A 23231-nucleotide genomic window follows, 5' to 3' on the forward strand; every position below is an offset into this window, starting at 1 on the left:
AAGGAAGGGGGAAACATGGCAGAATACAAGAATAATACCATTCCTGGGCTGATTGGAATTTTTTTATTAACCTATGGATTATTTTTCCCTAGTCTGTCTGCAGAATGGGTTTCTTTCATCATAGACAGACTGCAGGAAAGCATGGACATCATGGATAGCGGGCAACTGCTGATCGCCTCGTTCGCCTACATATCCAGAAACGGCTTCCTTTATTTTTTGATCTATTTCAGCACCTTGCTAATTGTCAGTGCCTTAGCCAAGACAGACAGTACTGCTTTTTCTTTCCTTTATATTGGTGCCACCATAACTGTTGTCTTTTTGACCAATCAGTTTTATGGAGAATCATCCTCCTACGCACCGCATTTTTTATCATTGGGTCTGCTCTTGACTTTAAACACCTATATTACCAAACAAAGATATTATTATTTAACGTTTGCAGTCATTTTATTTTTTTTAATCACCGCTATGCAATGCTTAAATCTGATTCCCCTGCTATCTCAATGGAGCTTTGGAGCAGATGATTTGGCGGTCAGTTTGAAAACTGCCGACAGTTTTATCACCGAGGATCAATTATTTACAGCGCTTTACTTTGTCCTGTTCGCAATCTTTTTTCTTATTGCCGTTATCTTCACGCTGCTGGTCCATTTATTCAACATGCAAATAACCACACTGAAAAGGTTCCAAGTACAAGAAAAGGAACTCAAGGAAACCCGTTACGCGTTAACAGAATCAAAGGTGTACGAGGAAATCCATTCACTTGTCCATGACTTAAAAACTCCACTGGTTTCTGTAAGGGGATTGATCTCCCTAATCGAAATGAAATATGAAAAATCGAAAGATAAAAAACTAAAGGATTATTTAACACGCGTCGATCATTCGATTGAAAAGATGAATGAAATGATTTCGGAAATTCTTTATGAGAACACAAAAAAAGAGATCCATGTAGATGAATTTCTTCGATATGTAATCAGTCATTTAACGCTGGATGATCAAAAAATCCGTCTCGAAATGGAAGTGCAGGAAGACCTGCCCTGTATCCATGTCAATAAAATTCGTTTTGCAAGAGCGATTGCCAATCTTCTGGAAAATGCAATCATTTCTTTTGAAGGAAAAGCAGGATTTATCCAGATCAATGTCAAACAAGTGAATGATACGATCCGTTTTCAAATCAAAGACAATGGCCCAGGGATCAAGGAGGAGCTTATGCAGGAAATATGGAAGGAAGGCTTTAGCACGAAAGATTCTTCAGGAATCGGCTTATCCTTTGTGAAGCGGGTGGTCGAAAATCATCACGGCACTATTTTCGTTACAAGTACCCCCGGTAGTCATACACAAATGGACATTTACCTGCCGGTTTCTTCCGAGCAAGGAGGGGCCCACTATGATATTGATTATCGATGATAACGAAGATATTCGTTTTACTATCAAAGAAATTTGTTCTTTTGTCGAATGGGAGGCTTGTGAGGCTTCTACCGGAAAATCCGGCGTGGAGCTTTTTCAAAAAGTGGAACCCTCCCTTGTGCTGATCGATTACCATATGCCGGATTGGGACGGCTTGAAAACGACAAAAGCTATCCGTGAATTGGATGATTCCGTTCCGATTATTATTTTAACGGTTGATGAGCGCCATGAAATTGCCGATCAATTTCTCCAGGCAGGCGCCACCGATTTTGCTTTGAAGCCGATAAAAGCCCCTGACTTACTATCGCGCATCCGCCTTAACATGAAGGTCGGCAAGTTGACGGCTGGGCAAAAAGATGTTTTTGTAGAAAAAGGCATCAAGGCGGAAACATTGAGGACTATCAAGCATTTTCTTTACCAGCAGGAACGGCCATTGACGATTTCAGAAATACAAGCCGGTTTGCCCGTTGCCTATCAAACGGTCCACCGTTATTTGAATTATCTGGCCGAGCGTGGGGATATTACGGTCCTATCCCAATATGGCAGCAAGGGAAGGCCAAAAAACAAGTATAAAATAACGTAAACAGCCGACTTGTTAAGTTTATTTATCAAAAATCAGGGAACGATGGTTATAGACCAAAATTCTTACTGTGATTGCCGATGCATTCGGTTTTTTCAACCGGCAAAAAAGGTCGAACACTTCTTACATATGTAAAGTGTTTTTTGTTTGACCTTTATTGACCTATTAGAGTAAGATGAAATTAGTCATTCATCATAAGGATGAAAGAACTAAAAAAGGAGGAACTATCCAATGAATTTAATACCTACAGTAATTGAACAAACAAACCGTGGAGAACGTGCATATGATATTTATTCCCGTCTGTTAAAAGACCGCATTATCATGCTTGGAAGCGGAATCGATGACAATGTGTCCAATACCATCGTCGCACAGCTGCTTTTCCTTGCTGCTGAAGATCCGGATAAAGACATCTCGCTTTACATCAATTCGCCAGGTGGTTCAATCACGGCCGGCATGGCAATTTATGATACCATGCAGTTCATCAAACCAAATGTTTCTACCATCTGTATCGGAATGGCGGCTTCTATGGGTGCCTTCCTTCTGGCTGCCGGTGAGCCTGGCAAGCGTTATGCCCTTCCTAACAGTGAGGTCATGATCCATCAGCCGCTTGGTGGTACACAAGGCCAGGCAGCGGATATCGAAATCCATGCCAGAAGAATTATTGAAATGCGTAGTAAGCTGAACCACATTCTTTCTGAGCGTACTGGTCAACCATTGGAAGTGATCGAGCGTGATACCGACCGTGATAACTTCATGGAAGCTTCCAAGGCGGTCGAGTACGGTCTGATTGACAAAGTAATGGAAAAAAAGCCTGACTAATAAAACGGTGAAACAAAGAGACCGGGACAAAACATAGTGCCCAAAACAAGAACCGGACGATAATCCGAAATCCTAAGGATTCGAAATCGTCCGGTTTTTTCTTTTTAATCGGCTGTCTTTGTAAAAATGCAAACTGATAGTAACTGTAACGGGAAATTCCATTGCCTATTCAAAAAGAGTGTTAACAAACGGTTCGGCACCATACTCCGCTTTCCGCAGTGCCGCACTCCAACTCAATTAATCTAGAAGGTTAGGATGACTCACCGAAGCTATGTCGTAGCGAGGAGAAGCACTTACCACCCAATAAGTTGAGTAGACGTCTACTCATTCACAGTGCTTCCCCTGTGTAAACAACAACATCTTGCAAAACAGAGGTGAACGGCCGATAGCTTGAAAAGATTTTCCGGAAAATCAGCAGGCTGTCTCAGTTTCAAGACAGCCTGCTAAATGTTATTCCGTATGAATGACACGGGTGCTTGCAAATAGGTCGTGTACTCCTTGCTTTTGGTTTGTGAAGGCGACGACTGCATAGAGTACAGGGGTGAAAAACATTACTCTATGGATAAATCTTCCGACCACCTCACGAAACAACAGATCACCCCAGGTCAACGAACGGTCATCTTCCCGTATCACCCGAAGGCCAAACAGCATCTTTCCGAGCGTCTGTCCAAAGAACTTGGTCATCAAAAGAAAATACACATAAAAAACAATCGAGCCCAATATCCCGGTCACTGTCCAGAAGCCAACATCGAGTTGCTGGCCCCCATTGATAAAGTGAAAAGGACTAAGCAGGATGCCGTTGACACTAAATACTACGAGCAAGTCCGTTATGTATGCCCAAAATCTCATCCAAAATCCTGCATACCGTCTTTTCAACATGGCTTGTGTTGAGTGTTCAACCGGTTGTATGTTTTGATCTTGATAGCTCATCTACAGCACCCCCTATCTTGAATACAGATACATGGCCCGAGGAGCGTCTGACTCCCTGATTAATTCCCGAAGGCCAGCCAATTTCATATCCGAACCGAAGAAACTTTTTGCAGTCATTCCAAGCAGCTGGTCAAAATGAAAACCGGTCTCATACTGAACTACTTGTGCTTCTCCCAATTCATTATCCTCTTCCATCATCGCTATCGTATCATCTAGCGTGCCAAGCCCATCAATCAACTGGTTATCCAAGGCTTGCTTGCCAGTATACACTCTGCCATCTCCCAGCTCACGAACCGTAGCCTCTTCTATTCCTCGGCCATCGACAATGACTTGAACAAATTCATCATACAGTTCGTCGACCATCGTCTGGAGAATGGCTTCTTCATCTTCCGTCATCGGTCGGGAACCGGACATAATGTCCTTATATTTTCCACTTTTTATCGTATTAAAGTCTATTCCGTATTCTTCCGCCAGTTCAGCATAATTGATGCTTTCCATAATCACACCAATCGATCCTGTCAAAGTCGCCGCATTGGCGATAATTTTATCGGCGGGGGCTGATACGTAATAGCCGCCTGAAGCAGCCGTGTTACCCATTGATACATATACTGGCTTATCAGTATTTTCCTGGATTTCTACAATCTTATCGTGGATTTCGGCACTTTCGACGACCCCACCGCCAGGAGTGTTCACGCGGAGAATTATGCCATCAATGCTTTTGTCCTCTCCTGCCTTTTCAAGCATCCGCAAAAAGTTTTGGTGGTTGTACCCTGAATTATTCAGTAACGAGCCAGAACCGGTATCCTGAATCACTCCTTCTAGCGGTAGTACGGCGATCTTATTGCCGCTATTCCCACTTTCCACCACCGTTTCATTAAATAATTCATCCTGCTGACCGAAGACATTCTCAAAGTTCGTTGATGCCAGACTAGTTGCGAACTGAACGCCAATCGAAATTAAAAACAAACCTGCCGCTATAAGCAGTGCCAGCCAACGTTTTCCATTCATCATTAAATCCTCCTCTGTCGGCTTCTTTCTGTTTTCCCCTTAAAATAGTATCGTAAATGCTGCCAACAATCTAGTGCAGCCGATTATTCTTTTACAGAAACAGATTAACGGTTATTGGTGTGACAAGGACAGGTAGTAAGATGATCGTCATACACTCCGATAGCCTGCAAAAAGGAATAAATAATAACAGGACCGACGAAAGTAAAGCCACGTTTTTTCATGTCTTTGCTAATGACAACCGACATCTCATTCTGGGCAGGAACTTGTCCGGCTTCTTTCCAATGGTTCACTATTTGCTTTTGCTCACTAAACTGCCAAATATAAGTGGAAAAACTCCCATATTCCTTTGCCACCAGCTGTGCTGCCACAGCGTTTTTTCGGACTGCATTTATTTTCAGCCGATGCCGGACCACCTCTCCCGTTGATAGAATTTTTTCCAACTCATCCTCTGGCATAGCTGCACACTTATCGATATCAAAGTGATGAAAAGCCTGACGGTAACCTTCCCGTTTGTTCAGGATTGTGCTCCAGGACAAACCGGCTTGTGCGCCTTCTAGATTGAGCATTTCAAATAAGTACGTATTATCCTTACTTGGAATTCCCCATTCCTGATCATGATACTGTTTCATCAATACGCTTGATTCAGCCCAGGGACATATCTTTTGTCCACTCATCCGTTTTCCCACCTTTTTTAGATCTTGTTTGCATACATATGTGGACGAAAAACCTAGTCCATTACTGTAATACGTCCGGTAGCTTTGTTTCGTTCCATATTTTGCTCAATCGATTTAAATTATTCCATTACAAAAAGGAGAAAGCTGTCCATGATAACAGGACAAAAAAATAACCAAGCCTCTCTAAAAAAGGCCTGGTATTGTTTATACGGTTGGTTCTGCTTGGCCGGGATTGATGAAAGCCGAGAGTTGATCAATTGCTGTGGTTTCGTCGCTACCCTCGGCGATAAGGGTAATCTCCTCTCCCGTTGCTATCGCCAGACTCATGAGCCCCATGATGCTTTTGGCGTTGACACGCTTGCCATCTTTCTCGATAAACAATGCTGCAGAAAACCCGCTTGCCTTTTGAACAAATTGCGCTGCCGGCCGTGCTTGTAAACCGGCCTCCAACTCCACCACCATCTCTTTTTGCTTCATTCCGTTCCCTCCTTCAAAGAAAACGCTTTCATAGCTATTTAAAAAAATACTCTCTTATATAAAGAGAGCTGTTGCAAGCTTTGCTGCAACCTTTTAACTATTATACCATATACCGACTTGTCCGGAACACAGCTAATTTCCGAGCGGTTCACCTTTTTTTAGTTTTTCGGCATATTCGTCAATTTTGCGTAACCTGTGGTTGATGCCGGATTTACTAATTTTTCCGGTTGAAACCAGCTCACCTAACTCCTTCAAGGAAACGTCTTGATGCTGTACACGAAGTGTTGCAATTTCCCTTAGTTTTTCTGGAAGGGCATCGATCCCGACCGTTCGATCAATGAATTTGATATTCTCCACTTGGCGGAATGCTGCACCAATTGTTTTATTTAAGTTGGCAGTTTCACAGTTCACCAGGCGGTTGACCGAATTCCGCATATCACGGACGATCCGCACATCCTCGAACTTGAAAAGTGCTTGATGAGCCCCCATATAGGTAAGCAGCTCTGTAATTTTCTCTGCTTCCTTCATATACGTAATATAACCTTTTTTGCGTTCAAGCTTACGGGCGTGCAGGTTGAATGAATTCATCAATTCGCATAGTGCATCATTGTGTTCTTTATGGAAATTGTAAATTTCCAAATGGTAGGAGGATGTCTCCGGATTGTTTACCGATCCACCCGCCAAAAAAGCACCACGTAAATAGGACCTGCGGCAGCAATCCTTGCTCGTGAATTTTTCCGAGATAGAATGATTAAAAGAAAACGGTTCTTTAAGAATTTCCAAATCATCAAGGAAAGTGCGAACCCCCTCTTTCATCCTGACAATATAAACATTGTTCTTTTTCAACTTCATTTTTTTTCGGACAAGCAGTTCAACTGGATAATCATAGAGAGCCTTAATCAAAGTATAAATTCTTCGAGCTATCGCAGCGTTTTCTGTTTGGACATCAAGCAGGTACTCTTGTCTCGCCAAGGAAATCGCCCCATTCATACGTACAAGGGCAGCCAGCTCCGACTGAGCACAACAGGTGTCTGTCGAAATTTTTGTCAATTCTTTCTTTATCTCTGATGCAAAAGACATTCCCTCACCTCCCCTGTTTTGCGAGTTGTTAAATCAAGGAATACAACAACTCAGATACTTTAGCCGTATCATGACGCAGCATTTTTTTAGAATGGTCAATTATGTCGCCTTCAATAATTTCCAAGCCCATATCAAGCAGACGATCAGTATCATACACAACCGGCGCGGCATTTTCTTCGGCATACAGTTCCCGGACGTCTCCTTCTATCGGCTGGTTATGGACAATGATCGAATGAATACAGCCTTCTCCAATATGATCGGTAATCGCTTGTACGTGGTCGGCCGCTGTATAGCCGGATGTCTCGCCGTATTGGCTCATGACATTGCACACATAGGTGACTTTCCCTTTTGTATGGCGCAGGGCATCCCCGATTTGAGGAACAATCATATTCGGCAGCGTACTCGTATATAAGCTTCCAGGAGCGACCACAACTAAATCGGCTTGCTTGATCGCTTCCACTGCTTCCGGCAAAGGCAGTACTGGCTCCGGACTCAAAAATACGCGCTTGATTTTTTTATTGGCAAGGGGAATATTTGATTCACCGGAAACAATCTCCCCATCTTCCATTTCAGCATGGAGAAACATGTTTTGGTTGGCGATGGGATAGATCCTTCCTTTGACGTTCAACACGCGCGATATTTCTTTAATCCCATTATAAAAGTCGCCTGTTAAAGAAGTCATCGCTGCTAATAATAGATTACCCATCGCATGCCCGGACAATCCATTGCCATTGGCGAACCGATGTTGAAATAAATCAAGCAGCATCGGCTCGGCGTCCGACAGTGCCGCAATCACATTCCGGATATCGCCGGGTGCGGGGATGGCCATTTCTGACCGCAGGCGGCCCGAGCTCCCGCCATCATCCGCAACCGTGACAATTGCCGATAAATCAATAGGATAATCCTTCAGTCCCCGCAAAAGCACAGGCATCCCGGTTCCCCCTCCGACGACGACTACGTGTGGCTGTTTCTGTTTATTCATAACTTAATGACCCTTTCTCTTCTCGATATCTCGATGGCTGACATGGGTAACGTAATCGCCGGAGAATTTTTTCGCCAAATGTTCTGCAATTGCTACCGAACGATGCTGCCCTCCAGTGCAGCCAATGGCGATCACCAGTTGGCTCTTGCCCTCTTTTTTGTATTGCGGCATCATAAATTCCAGGAGGTCTGTTACTTTTTCCAAAAATTTTTGCGTGTCTGTCCACTTGAACACATAAGAAGATACCTCCGAATTGAGACCGGTCAGCGGACGCATATGAGCAACATAATGAGGGTTGGGAAGAAACCGGACATCAAAGACTAAGTCCGCATCGATCGGAAGCCCATATTTAAAACCAAATGAAACAGTGTGAACCGAAAAAACTTGTTGCTCCTTTTCAGCATAGGTATCAACGATTTTTTCCCGCAAATCCTTTGGTTTCAATGTCGATGTATCGATGATATTATGTGCGCGGCCACGTAATTCATCTAGAATCGAACGCTCCTGTTCGATTCCTTCCAAAGGCAGACCTTCTGGCGCCAACGGATGGGAACGGCGTGTTTCCTTGTATCGTGAAACAAGCGCCTGGTCTTTGGCATCCAGAAAAAGGATGTGCTCCTCCAGCCACGCGTCCTCTTTTCCCAATGCATCCAAGGCATCAAACAGCGTATCAAAAAACTCCCGGCCTCGGAGATCCATTACTACCGCTACTTTTCGTATGTTGTTCGTTGCGTCTTTCATTAATTCAAGAAATTTGGGCAGCAATGCCGGCGGCAGGTTATCGACACAATAAAACCCTAAGTCTTCAAAGCTTTGCATGGCGACCGTTTTCCCTGCCCCCGACATGCCTGTAATGATTACAAGTTGTGTTTCTTTATTTTTTTCTGCCAAGCTCGATCTCCCCTTTTTTGCCGCTTGTTCCAGAAGCCGGAAGTCCAGTCAAGGACCCGGCGGATCTAATCGATAATCGATTAATGCATAATCGCTTGTATAAGTAAATGTGCCATATAACACCTCACTGCTGGTGAGGAAGTGATTGATGATAAAGCGATCGCCATCTGCCATTGGCTTTTGGATTGCCTGATCGACAGGTACCCATTCCAAGTTTCCTTCCCGGCAGTCCTCGGTCATCTCTCCAGCGTATTCCTTACTGAAAAAGGTAAACATCATCCACTCATCGACAACCTTGTCTTCTTCTTTGATAATAAAGGTGAACACTCCACCTAATCGAGGATTGATCAATGTTAAACCAGTTTCTTCTTTATATTCTCTAACTGCAGCTTCTTTGATTGTTTCCCCTTGCTCCATCTTGCCGCCAGGCATGGCATACCAGCCTCTTCTCGGCTTTTGCAGCATTAACAGTTTATCATCATCCCGCAGAATACTAGTCGTGACTCGACGCATATCATCACCTCTCCCTGCTTCCAGGTCCAGCTGTTTATTCCTGTTGTGTTACTAACTGCCTGAAAGAAGACATCTTTATTCATTATACTATGTTTAAAAGCATTCCTACAATGTTTGGTTCCTAGACAAAACTTACCGGTGGCTGCTTCAGCCAATAATTATTCACAGACAATTAAATTTATAATTTCTATACAACAAAAAAAGACACAGGCGGAAAACTCCACCTGTGCAAAAAGAATATATTTATTAAAAGGGGGTCAATTAGTTATTTCTATTGTACCCAATAATTGTTTCGTCCGTGTTACAACAGGGTTAAAAAGTATTTACGTTTAACATTCCTGCTGGATCCCTTTTAATTGACTGCTTTCAATTCTTCTACCAGGTTTTCAATATAAGCCTGGGCGGACTGAGCAGCAATGCTTCCATCACCAGTCGCTGTCACGATTTGACGCAGCTCTTTTTCACGAATGTCTCCAGCAGCAAAGATTCCCGGCACATTTGTTTCCATTTTTTCATTAGTCGGGATATATCCTTGTTCGTTGGTGATTCCAAGCGATTTGAACGGTCCACTTAGCGGTACCATTCCAATATAAATAAATACGCCATCCGTGGAATGGTCATACTCTTCATCAGACTTTTGATTATGGAGTGTCACGCTGCCCACTTTTCCATCCTTGCCATTGATCGTTTTCACCACAGTGTCCCAGATAAAGTCGATCTTCTCATTGTCATAGGCACGCTGTTGAAGGATTTTTTGAGCCCGTAGTTCATCCCGGCGATGAACAATCGTTACTTTGCTGGCAAATCGGGTTAAATAGACACCCTCTTCTACAGCAGAGTCTCCGCCGCCGACAACAATTAATTCTTTGTTTTTAAAGAAAGCCCCATCACAAACCGCACAATAGGAAACGCCGCGGCCGCCAAGCTCTTCCTCTCCCGGAACCCCGATCTTCTTATATTGCGCACCTGTTGTAATGATCAATGCTCTTGTTTTGTATTCTTTGTTTCCCGCAATAACGGTCTTATATTCTTTGCCGTCGATGACTTCCTTGATATCGCCATACGCATACTCGGCACCGAATTTTTTTGCATGGTCGAACATTTTGGTAGAAAGATCCGGCCCTAAAATATGGTCATAACCCGGATAATTTTCTACATCCTCTGTATTCGCCATTTGTCCACCAGGAATTCCACGTTCCAACATCAATGTATCTAAGTCAGCCCGGGAAGTATATACAGCGGCAGTCATGCCTGCTGGACCTGCCCCGGCGATAATTACATCATAAATTTTTTCATCGGCCATTCTCGATCAGCCCCTTTTCTTCTTCTGCATCTTTGTCTTTACATGCCCATTATCATATGAATCCATGGCCAGGTCTACTATTCTGCTCAATGCCATTCGGTCTTTAATTATAGTATGGATTTATTGATGATTGTGTATCCAAGGACCTTCGTCCTTGCTGAGAAAAGGATGCCGTTTGCAGCCTTCTTCCCAGAGAGTCAACGCCTTCGATGGATTACCGGTATGAAAGGCGGCTATGCTGTACCATTTATAATAGGATGCATGGCCTTGCAAATAAGATTTTGGCAAAGCTTTAAACCGTTGCACTGCTTCCGGATAATAGCCAGTTCTTGCAAGTGTGACAGCCACACGCAGCTTTTGCTGACTGTGCAGCGGATATACATTGAACAACGCTTCGATATGCGCAGCAGCTTTGTCGGTTTCGCCGGTGCGGTTATAAAAAACCGCCAAGTTCGTATGACAAAACAAAGACTGCGGTTCCTGTTCAAGCCATTTTTCCTCTAACGCTATTGCTTCCGCTTCCTCGCCGGAAAAGAATAAAGCAAAACTATATTCATGCTTTGCTGTCACATGATCTGGAAACAATGCCATCATCTCATGCAGCAAAGGCAGGGCATGGTCCCATTCCTGGCGTTCCAGATGATAAAAAGCGGTTTCCTGAAAAATTAACAGCTCATCATCGATTCCGTCCCAGTCTTCGTCCTCGTCTTCTATATCGAGAAACTCCAGCAATTCTTCTGCTTCCTGCCTGAATTCTCCTTCAGGAGCTTGGTCCAAATATTGCTGGGCGCTTTTCAAGGCATCATTCATCAGTCCTAAATGCGCAAAATTGTTGGCAATCAAATAATAGCAGTCCACATATTCTTCCCCGTGTGCCTCCAACACTTCTGTCAGTACTTGGTTGGCCATATGGTAAGCGCCTGCTTCTGTATAGATGATGGAAAGCTGGCAGCGAAACAGCGGCTCCTCCGGTGAAGCTTCGACTGCTTTTTTCATCCACTTTACCGCAATATCAAATTTCCGTTTTTGAAAGGCTTCGACACCTTTCGTAAAATAAAAATCGCCCTCAGGGATAAAAGGGATGACTTTATCAACATTAAGTGGTGTTCTCATCTTTTGCGAAGTATGCATTCGTCTCCCCCTGTATTACTTAATTCAACCGTATATAATAAACCGCCATGAAAGCTGACGCTCCATGGCCGAAGTTATTTACAGACTGATACCGCTTGAAGTATAACATATTTGGGAAAGGTAATATATAGGAACTGACCTAAAACATGAAAACAAGCGAAAAAAGTTATTTATTGGGGATTTTCGCATCAAATCGACGCTCTCAAACCCAGAACCACATTCTCTGACTACCTTGAATGTATGACTGGACCAACGCTTGAACAACATACTTCACTAACAAAGTTTATAGAACCACCGAACTGTTATCAGCACAGGAGATTCACGGAGACTCCTGCGGAAGGAAAGACCTCGGAGAGCGTTAGTCCGAGGAGGCTCACCAGCGTCAGTCGAAAGGTATAAGGTATTTCCGCAGTGCGGGATTAGCACCCTCTTAAAAAAGTATCGAAACAAAGGATTATTTTATCCAACTTTTTCCAATAAAACAAAAGAAAAAGACCAAATCTTTTTTTCGATTTGGTCCGCTGAATCCATATGCCCTTAACATTGACAGATGGAACACCTATTCTTTTTCCTCTGTTAAGTGGAAATGGCTGCAGAATGATTTGTTTCGACAATCCGCTTAAAATAACGGATTGTCATCGGTTCGGCCTGATAAGTGCCGGAATTCCAAGTAGATTGCAGGTAAACTTCAGCCACATCCTTGTTCCGTCCATTGCCTTCAGCCGCATCTTCAAGAGCGACAGCACTTTCAAAAACGGCAGCGAACTTTTCGGCGATCTCCTTGCAATAATACGTCCTTATATCCCTATCTGCCTTTTTCACTTCTTCCAGCCAGTCTGCCATACGCTTTATTTCTAATTCCAGCTGCTCACGTAATCCTTGCAGATTTTTCGGAAGAGCAGCGAGCCTTCGACTTACTTCCTGAAAAAACAGGTGGTCTGCCTGATACTTTTCCACAAGCCTCAAGACTTCCAACCCTAATATATTCCCGGTACCTTCCCAAACGGTTAGCACTTGGGCATCCCGTAACAACCGGGGAGTGACGAAGTCTTCGATATATCCATTCCCGCCATGCATCTCCAGCGCCTCATGTGCAAAATGAATCGCCTGCTCGGCGGTCTCTTTTTTCAATATGGCAATATACAACCGAAGCAGGATTTGCTCTTCTTCTGGTTGGTTCGGATTAGCGCACAGCAGCTGATCAAAATGATGGATCATAGCAAATACCGCGCTCGTCTCGACTTGCTGCTTAGCTGCTAGTGTTGTCAATGTATCCTGGATCATTGGAAGGTCCGTGAGTTTACTGCCAAAGGCGGTCCGGTTGCTTGCATAATCCCGCGCTTCCAAGAAGGCGCGCTTCATGATTCCAAGCGAAGCTACCGCATTGCAAATCCGTGATAAATTCAACGCTTCCACCATGTAAGCAAACCCCTGTTCAGCCTCTCCTACAAGATAGGCCTTAGCCCCATCGAATTCGACTTCGGCCGAAGGAACGGCACGAACACCAAGTTTATCCTTCAAGCGGCGGATGTGCAGCTTTTGGTCCTGGCGGTTTTCTTCCCAAGGTACCAAAAACAAACTGAGTCCTTTCGTTCCCTCTTTGGCACCTTCGATTCTTGCCAATACCATAGCAACACCGCATTGGCCTGCATTACTGGCGAAATATTTTTCCCCGTAAATCCGGTACCCGTCAGCTGTCTCGAGCGCACGGACCTGGTTTGCCCCTACATCCGAACCGCCTTGCCGTTCGGTTAGGAACGTTGCCCCTTCATATAATTCGATTTCACCAGTCGCAAGTACATGCGGTAGATACCTTTCCCTCAACCCCTTATCGGCATAATGATCAATCAAATAGGCTGTCGCCATCGTCAACGTAACCGGACAATAAAACCCTGGTTCTGCATGGGAGAGCAAGTATCCCTGGGCAAATGAATAAACATAGTTACCCTTTCGTCCTAAATCGGGAATTTCCTTGTGGATATGTCCGACAATCCCCGTGTTGTAGGTTTCTTCCACGGTACGCTTGTATCCTTCATTCACCCAGACCCGGGAAACCTCTTCTCCCATCTTGTCGTATTTGACGAGACGTGGCTTTCCTTCCCGATCCGTATAGACAGCCCGTTCATCAATTTCTCCGGCACAATATTCACCAAAGGCATGTAGCTCCCTGTCAGCCCATTGATAAAAAGAAACGGGTAAATATTTTTTCAATAACGAAGAAAGATGCGGATCCTCCTGATAAAAATTAGCCATGCCACTCCTCCTTAATGCTGCGGCTGTTTACGCAGCTGGGCTTTTAACAATTTACCTGTTGCATTTCTAGGAAGCGCTTTCAATTCTTCGTATAAACGAGGTATTTTATAATCGGCAAGTTTCCCGTCAAGAAACCCTCTGCATTCAGAGGTTAAGTCTTCCACTTCCTGGTCCAATACCACATACGCTTTGACCGTTTCACCCCAGTCAGGATGCGGAACGCCAACAACTGCAGCATCAGAAATCGCGGGGTGGCTGAGCAGCATATTCTCTACTTCCTTCGGGAATATATTGACTCCGCCAGATATAATAATATCCTTTTTGCGATCGACCACCCAGTAGTAACCGTCCGCATCCCGTTTTGCCATGTCCCCTGTATAAAGCCATCCGCCCTTCAATGTTTCTGCTGTTTTATCCGGGGCTTTATAATATCCTTTCATGTTTCCTTCGCCCTTCAGAATAATTTCTCCTACTTGACCCTGCTCGACCTCCCGTCCGTATTCATCGACGAGCTTTATCTCACAGTTCAATGCTGCCCGATGACCAATACTGCCGGCCTTGTACGGATGGTCGTTGAATCCGAGCAGTGTGCCGTTCGGACCGGCTTCTGTCAGACCATATACACACATGAGCCTTTTTGTCGAAAATTTTTCCTGAATAAAGGTTACCTCTGATCCTGAAAGCGGGGAACCCCCGTAAACCCAATATTCCATGGAGGATAAATCATACTCCTCGATTCCCGGATGCTTGGCAGTAGCCAAGTATGCAATCGGTGCACCGAAAAAGTGGGTGGTTTTTTCCCTTGATACTGTTTCGAGCAGTAAGTCCGGGCTGAAACTAGGGACAAGTACATGCACTGCTCCGACATATGTGCCTGCCACCATAAACAAATGCAACGGAGCGGAATGACTGAGCGGCATCATATTCAGGATACGACTGTCCGGTTTCATCGTCATTTCGATACAAATCATAACGGCCACAGACAAAATATTCCGGTACGTATACAGCACCCCTTTTGGCGCACCGGTAGTACCAGAGGTATATAGCAAAGCCGCTTCATCATCTTCTGTCAGCTGGCAGGATATCTCATCGGACTCCCCTTCCAGAATCAATTGGTCAATCGATAACCATTGATCAAAGTGCCGTCCGGTCTTTGCAAATATCCCTTCCACTTTGTCAGGCAGGTTACTGACCGAAGAAAATACAGCTTCATGGGTGAGGAACAGCTTGGCATCACTGTGTTCCATAATAAAAGCAGCTTCCTGTTCGACCAGTCTTGCATTGATTGGTACGATGATACCGCCAATCAGCTGAACTGCAAAATAACAAATCAAAAAATCCTTTGTATTTGGCATATGAAGTACAACCTTGTCGCCCTTTCCCAATCCTAATTCAAGCAGACTGGAACTAAGCTGATTGACAGCTGTATTCCATTGGCGATAGGTCAATCGTTCGTCCAAAGTGACAATCGCCTCATGATCTGGATACTTTCTGGATTGAACCGCTAATAAATCCGGAATGTTCATGGTGGATACACTCCCAACTTTTAATTTTTCTTATTCAGTGAGTTTTTGCCTAAACTCCTCTATCAGGGTTTCCATCTCCTGCTTGACAGTCTCCAGTTCCTCTATTCGTGTTGATACCTCCTCGATTTTGTTATTACCATACTCAATCGTCTTTTGCAGTTGCTGTTTGCCGCTTGGATCCTTGTCAAACAACTGAATCATTTCCTTTATTTCCTCCAGTTGAAAACCGTACTTCTTGCCACGGAACACAAGGCGTAGCCTGGTTTTTTCCCTGCTGGTGAATAATCTCCTGCCGCTATCTGTCCGTTTAGGATGAAGTAAACCGATTTCTTCATAATAGCGAATCGTTCTCGGGGTGATCTGAAAATCAGCAGCAAGCTCAGAAATCGTGTACGTTCTTTCTTCCATACCATCACCCTTGTCTGGTGGTTTCTTTACTGACCGATAGAAACGATTTCACAGCAACCTTTTACATGCAGAGAAAGGCGTCCGTCCGCAAAAGTAATGCAAAAATCGGGAAGCAATCCAAATGGTGAATTTCTTTTATTTATTCTTTGATGATACGTTAAGCATATCACTTACGTTAACGTAAACTTCAATCCTTTTTTACTCTGCTGTCCTGCTTTTCAAGACGGCGAGGATAAACAATAACAGTGAATAATTGATATTTTCCGTTTCTGTCCACTCTAGGACCACGGAATCACCGCGGGAAAATCGTTCAGCATGTTCCAGAGGGATTGCTCCCGGCTTCATGAGCAGCAGCGGTTTTCCTGCTTGATCTGAAATCGAGATGAAATCCCGATAATCTTTAACAGCACGCCACCTGCTCCCCGTCTGGTCGATATATACCAGCAAGGTACCTTTCTCCTCCCCTTTTGCCCGGCAAATGTAACCGATACAATCACCAGCTTCGTTAAATACATAAGAACGCCAGGAAAAGCCTCCTCGTTTTTGCATATAAAACAGGACATTATCATCAGCGTCAAGTAATCGGAAGTTTTTAGGAAGGAATATGCCGGTACTGGAGAAAAACTGAACAACTTTTAATAACAGATTCCTTTGAAAACCTGTTTCTTTCAATACACAAAGCCGTTCGTCGTCCAGACTCATGATCGATGTCTCCGTTGATAATGACCCATCCATCGCCATAATCTTATCAAGCTGTCTGCTTACTGGTATCCCTTTCTCTTTTTGCATGGTCAAATGGGATTGCTGCCCAAGATGCAAGTCGCGTACTCCCCTTGAAAGGACCGTCCCACCGACCATTGCCAGGGCGATCGATAAAATTCCCGTCTCCCATTGATGAGCGAAAAATAAAAACAACATGATCATGCACACGCTGCCAAATAACAGAATAATACCGTTATATAATTGATGTTTTCCATCTTTTATTAATAGTTCGGACACGTTCGTCATCTTTTTTCCTCCCTTTTTAAAAGAGACATACGATTATCTTTCATTTTGGTTTCAGATTTCAGAAAAATCAAGCGCTTTTTCTGTAACCTAACACGGACTATGCTAAAATGGACGAAGAAAATGTAGCTATTTTTTGGGAGGGGATTAGATGAAAATCGTCGTTGTGGGTGCGGGTGCACTCGGTGCTTATTTTGGGGCAAGATGGCAGGAGGCAGGCCAAGATGTCACATTTCTGGTCCGGCCTAAAAGGGCAGATCAACTAAGAAAAAACGGACTGCGGATAAAGAGCCGGGAGGGGGATTACCAGCTCGAAAGACCAGTACTTGTTGAAGATGCGGGGGAAATTCAACAAGCAGATCTTGTTTTATTGGCCGTGAAAGGATACCACCTCGAAGGGACAATGGAACCATTGCAAGTCTTGGTAGACAAAGGAGCCAAGGTACTACCTGTCCTGAACGGGATCGAGCATATCTCCATTCTCCAGAAGAGACTTGGCAAAGACGCCGTGCTTGGCGGCTTGTCCTTTATCATTTCCACGCTGGATGAACAGGGGGGTGTCGAACATACCAGTCCATTCCACGATCTCGTTTTCGGCCCATTGAATCCGGAGCAGGAAGAAATCTGCCGGGAGATCGCAGCAGCTTCCGAAACCGCTAATTTTTCAGCCAGGTGGAGCGAGGACATTGAAACAGATATGTGGAAAAAATATATGTTTATCACATCATTTTCCGGAATCACCACTGCTGCAGACCTTCCAATCGGATCAATTAAAAAACACCCGGAAACGTTCGCTGTAGCCAAAGCTATGCTGGAGGAAATGAAGCAGCTTGCCAATAAAAAACAAGTCGACTTGACCGATGACCATGTCGAACAGGCAACTCAACAATTGAACGGATTGGACGACGCCGCTACTTCCTCGATGCATCAAGACCGGCGGAAAGGCATCAGCTTAGAGGTCGAGCATTTACACGGGGGCGCACTTCGACTAGCTGCTAAAGAGCAAATAGAACTTCCGACCATACGTGCCATTTATGGACTTATCAAGCCGTTTGCCTGAATCGATTCTTCCATTTTACAACTGATCAAGCTGCGAGACCGCCGTGCATAAGACTGTTCGGTTTTCCTAGCGGTCCGCAGTTTTCTCGAAAAAGGAATAGCGAGGTGTTGCTTTTATGAATGCTTATAAAATGATAACCGGTACCTTATTCATCCTGACAGGAGCTATTTTTCTATCAGCACAATATATCTCATCGGCCATTCTTTCCACCAGCCATACATTCTGGTCCAATACAGCTCCTCTTCATGACCTTGGCAATGCAGGGTACATCCTGCTCACTTTGAGTATTGCTTCTTTTTTAATCGGAGCTCTCTTTATCGCCTCCGCTGCCGGAAATCGTTTCGAACACTAAGAAAAACCGGGATAGTCGACCCGGTCCTTTTATGCTGGTGCATAAGAAAGGTTTCATTCACTGATTGCATCTGAACTACAGCGCCAATATAATCGCTTCGGTCGTTCCCTGCGATTTTCATGGGGGACGGCGTCATCTAACTTGATGGAAAAGTCCTCTTCATCATGTGGAGTCTCCGTTGTCGACCTCCGCTATAGGGATGTGCTGCAATGTTAGGATCTTGATGATAACAGACACTTAAAGTTATACTATCTTATCTTTTGAAAAAGGCTGTTACCTTCTCTTTGCATCCTCACCCTAAGACTCAAGATGTATTTTCGCAGAAGCTTCGCCTGTTTTTTGGAAATTGCCTATACAAGGATTGGAAAACATAGTATATTGTCACCAGGTACTAAATATCTGACATGAGGTGGCATTATGCAAGCGGTTTATATCGTACTGACAAACACAGGATCCTTGATTAACTGGGCGTTGAAATCGGTTACTTCCGCTCCATATAATCACGCGTCATTAGCGTTGGATAAGGGTTTCCGACGCATATACAGTTTTGCCAGACGGGAACCGCTCAATCCTTTCTGGGGTGGTTTTGTCCGAGAAGACTTCGTTAAAGGAACGTTCAGCTGGTATCCCGACTCCACCTGTGCGGTTTATCGGCTCATGCTGACTTCCAGAGAATACCGAAAACTCGAGCGGATCATCTCCGTCTTTGAAAAAAAGCCGAAACGGTACTTGTATAACTATGCCGGCCTTGTCGGCATTCCGATAAACTATCCGATTGAAATGCCTGCTTCCTACTTTTGCTCGCAATTTGTCGCGGAAGTGTTGAGCAGGGCGGGACATCGGTTATTCTCCAAGCGCAGTGCCCTGATTACTCCAGAGGATTTTCGCCATCATCCCGAGCTAGAGTTGGTATACCAGGGGGGATTATATCAGTATCCGGAGTTGTACTGCCAAGAAATATACCAGCCGAAACAATATCAAAACTTCCCGTTCCGCAAATATATGCTGCAGCAGCTGGATACAGAAATTCTCCGGCTGATGGATCGTGAACATAAGCAATATTATTTCCGCGATGGCTTCCTAAAGCCGAAAAAGATTTATTTAACCCGGCAAATCGGCAAAGTAAAACAGGTAAAAAAACTGTGGAAAGGATTCATCGGGTAAGAAAACAAGCTGGGGTTAAGTGTTTGTGCGAACATCGCTAACAGTGGGGGGTTTAGTGAGAGTTCAAGCAAAAACAGTTTTTTCCATTATGTTGTTCACTATCTCATAATTAAACCGAGCCGTCTGTTTGAACGGCTCGGTTTTTTTCATTTTCTCTTTTCTTAGGCAACCGGATGGACTGCTTCGTTTAAAAGCTGATCCAATTCTTGCGTATAGTCGGTTTTCTGCTCGTCTGTATAGTGGAAAATTTTCGCGAGATAGTCAATCACGTTATCTTTATGTTCGCGAACCCAATTAATATGGAAGAACAAGGCACCGGTTCGGCGGACAAAGAAATCGACTGGTTTGTAGATCAGTTCCTCATCAATCGCATACCGGAGTTGTGCAAATACAAGCGGTTCGATACCTGCTTCAGCAGCCTCATTTTGCAAATCAGTATACATGGCGAAAACCCGCTCTACATTAGAACCATAGGTATCGACAAGCGAAGCTGCTTCTTCTTCCGTCAACCCGAGAGCGGTACCTTCGTTGACTTTTTGCTGCTTGAATTTTTCAAAGCCTTTGGAACCGCCGACATCTCCGCCGGATATTGGCATATGCAGGGTTTCAGAAGAAGAATAGAGAACCCCTTCTTCTTCTTTCAATTGCTTCACAACTAAATCTACTGCACTAATGGCCATTTTCCGGTAACCAGTGAGCTTGCCGCCTGCCATAGAGATCAAACCGGAATCTGATACAAAGATTTCGTCCTTACGTGAAATCTCTCCTGGATCCTTGCCCTCTTCTCCGATCAATGGACGTAACCCAGCCCAGCTTGATTCCACATCCTCCGCTGTGATTCCTACTTCCGGGAACATATAATTAATCGCTTCAATAATATAATCGCGATCCTCCACGGTCATGACCGGATGAGCGATGTCTCCTTCATAAGCTGTATCGGTTGTTCCGACATATGTTTTCCCTTCACGCGGGATGGCAAATACCATCCGGCCGTCCGGGGTGTCAAAATAAATCGCCTGGGTAAGCGGGAAGGTTTCCCCGTCAAAGACAAGGTGGACACCCTTTGTCAGCTGAAGAGTTTTCCCTTTTTTCGATCCGTCTTTCTCCCGCAGTGTGTCCACCCAAGGACCCGCAGCATTGATGATTTTTTTTGCGTATACTTCTTGTTGTTCACCTGTAGTCAAATCTTCAACCACTGCTCCGGTAACTTTGCCGTCCTTGTCGTAAATAAACTCGGTAACCTTCGTGTAGTTAATGGCATGTGCTCCCTGCTCGGCAGCTTTTTTCATTACTTCCAGCGTAAGCCGGGCATCGTCTGTTTTATACTCGACATAATAGCCTGCTCCGCGTAATTCATCTTTTTTAATTAACGGTTCACGCTCCATTGCTTCTGAAGCAGAAAGCATCGTTCTTCTTTCACTTTTTTTAACTCCGGCAAGAAAATCGTAAACCCGCAATCCGATATTCGATGTAAAGGGACCGAACGTTCCACCTTTATGGAAAGGAAGCATCATCCATTCCGGAGTGGTAACATGCGGACCGTTCTCGTACACGATCGCTCGTTCCTTCCCGACTTCTGCCACCATCTTCACTTCAAATTGTTTTAAATAACGGAGACCGCCATGGACCAGTTTTGTGGAACGGCTTGATGTTCCGGCAGCAAAGTCCTGCATTTCCACCAATCCCGTTCTCAGTCCCCTTGTCACAGCATCTAAGGCAATCCCTGCCCCTGTGATACCGCCACCTATAATAAATACATCAAGCGGTTCTTTCGTCAATTCCTCGAAAATTTCTTGCCTGCGCAAGTTAGAAAATCTAGCCATTTTCCGACACTCCTTTATTCTTCACGGCTGAGAGAAATTATCTTATCTATTCTTTACCCGAAACATGCCTGGTTCATGTACCATAATCAAAAATCAGCATTCTTTCCGGGATAAATATGAAAGTAAAAAAAGAGACCGCGACAACTTCTATAGGTATCCCCATAGAATTGTGCGGTCTCTCCACTTCTCCGGCCGTTTCTTATTAACTTGATTTCATTATAGCACGGGTAGATTCCGTTGCATAGTATTTTACTTGAATACTTGTGTGGCTTCGATTGCTTTTTTCCATCCACGGTAAAGATCTTCTTTTTCTTTTTCGTCCATTTCCGGCTCAAATGTCTTCTCCATTTTCCAGTGTTGCTTCAACTCTTCTTTGCTTTCCCAATATCCTACTGCCAATCCTGCCAAATAAGCTGCTCCCAGTGCTGTTGTCTCTGTGACAGCCGGTCTTTCAACCGAAACACCAAGCATGTCGCTTTGGAATTGCATCAGAAAGTCATTCTTGACCGCCCCGCCATCGACGCGCAGCGATTTCAAATCCATATTGGCATCTTCAATCATGGCATCGACTACATCTTTCGTTTGATAGGCCAATGCTTCCAGTGTCGCCCGGACGATATGCTCTCTTTCGGTGCCCCGCGTAAGTCCGAACATTGCACCACGGGCTTCACTATCCCAGTATGGTGTTCCCAGTCCGACAAAAGCCGGTACCATGTAAACCCCGGACGAATCGGTGATCCGCTTGGCATATTCTTCGCTTTGTGGCGCGTTATCAATAATTTTCAACCCATCCCGCAGCCACTGAATGGCAGATCCAGCAACAAAAATACTACCTTCCATTGCATATTCGACTTCTCCGTTCAATCCCCAGGCAAGCGTGGTCAACAAACCGTGTTCTGACTTTACGGCTTTATCACCTGTGTTCATGAGAACAAAGCAGCCGGTACCATATGTGTTTTTTGCCATCCCGTCGTCGAAACAAGCCTGGCCAAACAAGGCTGCATGTTGGTCGCCCGCTGCTCCGGCTATCGGAATTTTATGCCCGAAAAAGTGGTATTCGACGGTTTCCGCATAAACCTCCGAGGAATCCTTCACTTCTGGAAGCATGCTCTCCGGGACGCCAAGAATGTCCAGGAGTTCTTCGTCCCACTTCAGCTCATGGATGTTGAACATCAAGGTACGGGAAGCGTTGGAATAATCGGTAACATGCGCTTTTCCTCCGGACAGCTTGTAAATCAGCCAGGAATCGATTGTTCCGAACATTAAATCGCCGTTATCGGCCTTTTCCCTGGCACCTTCTACATTGTCAAGTATCCATTTGACCTTGGTACCGGCAAAGTATGGATCGATCAACAGCCCCGTTTTTTCACGAAACAAATCATTGTAGCCTTGTTCCTTCAATTCTCGGCAAATCGGCGCCGTCTGTCTGGACTGCCAAACGATTGCCTTGTAAATCGGCTTGGCCGTATTCCGGTCCCATACCACCGTAGTTTCCCTTTGATTGGTAATCCCAATGGCCGCGATGTTCTCAGGTTCCACATCCGACTTGCGCAACACTTCGGCAATACAGGACGTGATCGATGTCCAGATTTCGTTGGCGTCATGCTCGACCCATCCCGACTTCGGGAAAAACTGTTGAAATTCCCTTTGTGCCGTCTCGACGATTTCGCCCTGGTGATTGAATAAAATGGCTCTTGAGCTCGTCGTTCCCTGATCGAGTGCCATTATGTACTTTTCCATAGCTCATTCCTCCCATAATATTGAATGTAAACGTTTGTTTGGTTATATTTCCCCATTCTATGGTCCTACTAACCTTTTTCTTCAAGAATGGGAGAATTCCTGCAGAAACAA

22 protein-coding genes are annotated in these 23231 nt (G+C 44.6%); 6 read left to right on the forward strand and 16 right to left on the reverse strand.

Annotated features, from left to right (window positions below):
• The first annotated feature begins 15 nt into the window (after positions 1 to 15).
• The 3 genes from BLR82_RS08290 to clpP all read left to right on the forward strand — a co-directional run bounded on the left by BLR82_RS08290 (position 16) and on the right by clpP (position 2800).
• Positions 16 to 1401, forward strand: a complete 1386-nt coding sequence (locus BLR82_RS08290) for a sensor histidine kinase (RefSeq protein ID WP_074598546.1) — start codon at positions 16 to 18, stop codon at positions 1399 to 1401.
• On the forward strand, positions 1382 to 1984 hold the full coding sequence (locus tag BLR82_RS08295; protein ID WP_074598547.1) for a response regulator: 603 nt from the start codon (positions 1382 to 1384) through the stop codon (positions 1982 to 1984). Before BLR82_RS08290 ends, BLR82_RS08295 begins: the two co-directional genes overlap by 20 nt.
• 228 nt (positions 1985 to 2212) lie before the next feature.
• The gene (gene clpP, locus BLR82_RS08300; protein WP_026772301.1) at positions 2213 to 2800 is read left to right on the forward strand and encodes an ATP-dependent Clp endopeptidase proteolytic subunit ClpP; all 588 of its coding nucleotides are present in this window, start codon (positions 2213 to 2215) and stop codon (positions 2798 to 2800) included.
• A 450-nt stretch (positions 2801 to 3250) separates the two neighbouring features.
• Here the strand turns inward: clpP and BLR82_RS08305 are convergent, their stop codons facing one another.
• The 14 genes from BLR82_RS08305 to BLR82_RS08370 form a co-directional block, all read right to left on the reverse strand.
• Positions 3251 to 3730 carry an RDD family protein gene (locus BLR82_RS08305; RefSeq protein ID WP_139186922.1) on the reverse strand — a complete coding sequence of 160 codons (480 nt, stop codon included), beginning with the start codon at positions 3728 to 3730 and terminating at the stop codon, positions 3251 to 3253.
• Positions 3731 to 3742: 12 nt separating this feature from the next.
• Positions 3743 to 4738, reverse strand: coding sequence for a signal peptide peptidase SppA (gene sppA / locus BLR82_RS08310; protein ID WP_074598548.1), 996 nt, complete (start codon positions 4736 to 4738; stop codon positions 3743 to 3745).
• Between the two features lie 104 nt (positions 4739 to 4842).
• Positions 4843 to 5412 carry a DNA-3-methyladenine glycosylase I gene (locus tag BLR82_RS08315; protein ID WP_074598549.1) on the reverse strand — a complete coding sequence of 190 codons (570 nt, stop codon included), beginning with the start codon at positions 5410 to 5412 and terminating at the stop codon, positions 4843 to 4845.
• Between the two features lie 204 nt (positions 5413 to 5616).
• Positions 5617 to 5889: an HPr family phosphocarrier protein gene (locus BLR82_RS08320; RefSeq protein WP_074598550.1), complete on the reverse strand. Its 273-nt coding sequence runs from the start codon at positions 5887 to 5889 to the stop codon at positions 5617 to 5619.
• 132 nt (positions 5890 to 6021) lie between these two features.
• A complete protein-coding gene (gene whiA / locus BLR82_RS08325; RefSeq protein ID WP_074598551.1) occupies positions 6022 to 6969 on the reverse strand; it encodes a DNA-binding protein WhiA in 948 nt (315 codons plus the stop codon).
• 28 nt (positions 6970 to 6997) lie between these two features.
• The gene (locus tag BLR82_RS08330; RefSeq protein ID WP_026570918.1) at positions 6998 to 7951 is read right to left on the reverse strand and encodes a gluconeogenesis factor YvcK family protein; all 954 of its coding nucleotides are present in this window, start codon (positions 7949 to 7951) and stop codon (positions 6998 to 7000) included.
• Positions 7952 to 7954: 3 nt separating this feature from the next.
• On the reverse strand, positions 7955 to 8842 hold the full coding sequence (rapZ, locus tag BLR82_RS08335) for an RNase adapter RapZ (protein ID WP_074598552.1): 888 nt from the start codon (positions 8840 to 8842) through the stop codon (positions 7955 to 7957).
• Between the two features lie 48 nt (positions 8843 to 8890).
• The gene (locus BLR82_RS08340; RefSeq protein ID WP_074598553.1) at positions 8891 to 9355 is read right to left on the reverse strand and encodes an 8-oxo-dGTP diphosphatase; all 465 of its coding nucleotides are present in this window, start codon (positions 9353 to 9355) and stop codon (positions 8891 to 8893) included.
• A 352-nt stretch (positions 9356 to 9707) separates the two neighbouring features.
• The gene (gene trxB / locus BLR82_RS08345) at positions 9708 to 10658 is read right to left on the reverse strand and encodes a thioredoxin-disulfide reductase (RefSeq protein WP_074598554.1); all 951 of its coding nucleotides are present in this window, start codon (positions 10656 to 10658) and stop codon (positions 9708 to 9710) included.
• A gap of 120 nt (positions 10659 to 10778) precedes the next feature.
• The gene (locus tag BLR82_RS08350; protein ID WP_245693715.1) at positions 10779 to 11789 is read right to left on the reverse strand and encodes a tetratricopeptide repeat protein; all 1011 of its coding nucleotides are present in this window, start codon (positions 11787 to 11789) and stop codon (positions 10779 to 10781) included.
• A gap of 576 nt (positions 11790 to 12365) precedes the next feature.
• A complete protein-coding gene (locus BLR82_RS08355) occupies positions 12366 to 14042 on the reverse strand; it encodes an acyl-CoA dehydrogenase family protein (protein WP_074598555.1) in 1677 nt (558 codons plus the stop codon).
• Positions 14043 to 14053: 11 nt separating this feature from the next.
• Positions 14054 to 15568 carry a class I adenylate-forming enzyme family protein gene (locus BLR82_RS08360; protein WP_074598556.1) on the reverse strand — a complete coding sequence of 505 codons (1515 nt, stop codon included), beginning with the start codon at positions 15566 to 15568 and terminating at the stop codon, positions 14054 to 14056.
• Between the two features lie 30 nt (positions 15569 to 15598).
• The gene (locus tag BLR82_RS08365) at positions 15599 to 15976 is read right to left on the reverse strand and encodes a MerR family transcriptional regulator (RefSeq protein WP_074598557.1); all 378 of its coding nucleotides are present in this window, start codon (positions 15974 to 15976) and stop codon (positions 15599 to 15601) included.
• Between the two features lie 198 nt (positions 15977 to 16174).
• A complete protein-coding gene (locus tag BLR82_RS08370; RefSeq protein WP_074598558.1) occupies positions 16175 to 16984 on the reverse strand; it encodes a hypothetical protein in 810 nt (269 codons plus the stop codon).
• A 148-nt stretch (positions 16985 to 17132) separates the two neighbouring features.
• On the opposite strand from BLR82_RS08370, the gene BLR82_RS08375 reads away from it, so the two are divergent.
• The 3 genes from BLR82_RS08375 (at position 17133) to BLR82_RS08385 (ending at position 19557) form a co-directional block, all read left to right on the forward strand.
• Positions 17133 to 18041, forward strand: a complete 909-nt coding sequence (locus tag BLR82_RS08375; protein ID WP_074598559.1) for a ketopantoate reductase family protein — start codon at positions 17133 to 17135, stop codon at positions 18039 to 18041.
• Between the two features lie 115 nt (positions 18042 to 18156).
• Positions 18157 to 18393, forward strand: coding sequence for a hypothetical protein (locus BLR82_RS08380; RefSeq protein WP_074598560.1), 237 nt, complete (start codon positions 18157 to 18159; stop codon positions 18391 to 18393).
• A gap of 417 nt (positions 18394 to 18810) precedes the next feature.
• Complete coding sequence (locus BLR82_RS08385) at positions 18811 to 19557, forward strand: C40 family peptidase (protein ID WP_074598561.1); 747 nt, start codon at positions 18811 to 18813, stop codon at positions 19555 to 19557.
• Between the two features lie 161 nt (positions 19558 to 19718).
• Here BLR82_RS08385 and BLR82_RS08390 read toward each other — a convergent pair whose 3' ends face one another.
• Together BLR82_RS08390 and glpK are read right to left on the reverse strand one after the other, a co-directional pair.
• On the reverse strand, positions 19719 to 21380 hold the full coding sequence (locus BLR82_RS08390; RefSeq protein WP_074598562.1) for a glycerol-3-phosphate dehydrogenase/oxidase: 1662 nt from the start codon (positions 21378 to 21380) through the stop codon (positions 19719 to 19721).
• A 249-nt stretch (positions 21381 to 21629) separates the two neighbouring features.
• Positions 21630 to 23120 (reverse strand): glycerol kinase GlpK, encoded by a 1491-nt coding sequence (gene glpK, locus BLR82_RS08395; RefSeq protein WP_074598563.1) that lies wholly within the window; start codon positions 23118 to 23120, stop codon positions 21630 to 21632.
• Positions 23121 to 23231 lie beyond the last annotated feature (111 nt).

Origin of the sequence: Sediminibacillus halophilus (assembly GCF_900103695.1) — a bacterium.
Lineage (GTDB): Bacteria > Bacillota > Bacilli > Bacillales > Amphibacillaceae > Sediminibacillus > Sediminibacillus halophilus.

Bases quoted from the DNA above. Each gene is read 5' to 3' on its own strand.
- BLR82_RS08315 (WP_074598549.1), bottom strand. From the start codon at position 5,412: ATGAGTGGACAAAAGATATGTCCCTGGGCTGAATCAAGCGTATTGATG.
- trxB (WP_074598554.1), bottom strand. From the start codon at position 10,658: ATGGCCGATGAAAAAATTTATGATGTAATTATCGCCGGGGCAGGTCCA.
- glpK (WP_074598563.1), bottom strand. From the start codon at position 23,120: ATGGAAAAGTACATAATGGCACTCGATCAGGGAACGACGAGCTCAAGA.
- BLR82_RS08355 (WP_074598555.1), bottom strand. From the start codon at position 14,042: ATGGCTAATTTTTATCAGGAGGATCCGCATCTTTCTTCGTTATTGAAA.
- BLR82_RS08340 (WP_074598553.1), bottom strand. From the start codon at position 9,355: ATGCGTCGAGTCACGACTAGTATTCTGCGGGATGATGATAAACTGTTA.
- BLR82_RS08385 (WP_074598561.1), top strand. From the start codon at position 18,811: ATGCAAGCGGTTTATATCGTACTGACAAACACAGGATCCTTGATTAAC.
- clpP (WP_026772301.1), top strand. From the start codon at position 2,213: ATGAATTTAATACCTACAGTAATTGAACAAACAAACCGTGGAGAACGT.
- whiA (WP_074598551.1), bottom strand. From the start codon at position 6,969: ATGTCTTTTGCATCAGAGATAAAGAAAGAATTGACAAAAATTTCGACA.
- BLR82_RS08390 (WP_074598562.1), bottom strand. From the start codon at position 21,380: ATGGCTAGATTTTCTAACTTGCGCAGGCAAGAAATTTTCGAGGAATTG.
- BLR82_RS08305 (WP_139186922.1), bottom strand. From the start codon at position 3,730: ATGAGCTATCAAGATCAAAACATACAACCGGTTGAACACTCAACACAA.
- BLR82_RS08330 (WP_026570918.1), bottom strand. From the start codon at position 7,951: ATGAATAAACAGAAACAGCCACACGTAGTCGTCGTCGGAGGGGGAACC.
- BLR82_RS08360 (WP_074598556.1), bottom strand. From the start codon at position 15,568: ATGAACATTCCGGATTTATTAGCGGTTCAATCCAGAAAGTATCCAGAT.
- BLR82_RS08375 (WP_074598559.1), top strand. From the start codon at position 17,133: ATGAAAATCGTCGTTGTGGGTGCGGGTGCACTCGGTGCTTATTTTGGG.
- BLR82_RS08290 (WP_074598546.1), top strand. From the start codon at position 16: ATGGCAGAATACAAGAATAATACCATTCCTGGGCTGATTGGAATTTTT.
- BLR82_RS08365 (WP_074598557.1), bottom strand. From the start codon at position 15,976: ATGGAAGAAAGAACGTACACGATTTCTGAGCTTGCTGCTGATTTTCAG.
- BLR82_RS08370 (WP_074598558.1), bottom strand. From the start codon at position 16,984: ATGACGAACGTGTCCGAACTATTAATAAAAGATGGAAAACATCAATTA.
- BLR82_RS08295 (WP_074598547.1), top strand. From the start codon at position 1,382: ATGATATTGATTATCGATGATAACGAAGATATTCGTTTTACTATCAAA.
- BLR82_RS08320 (WP_074598550.1), bottom strand. From the start codon at position 5,889: ATGAAGCAAAAAGAGATGGTGGTGGAGTTGGAGGCCGGTTTACAAGCA.
- BLR82_RS08380 (WP_074598560.1), top strand. From the start codon at position 18,157: ATGAATGCTTATAAAATGATAACCGGTACCTTATTCATCCTGACAGGA.
- BLR82_RS08350 (WP_245693715.1), bottom strand. From the start codon at position 11,789: ATGCATACTTCGCAAAAGATGAGAACACCACTTAATGTTGATAAAGTC.
- sppA (WP_074598548.1), bottom strand. From the start codon at position 4,738: ATGAATGGAAAACGTTGGCTGGCACTGCTTATAGCGGCAGGTTTGTTT.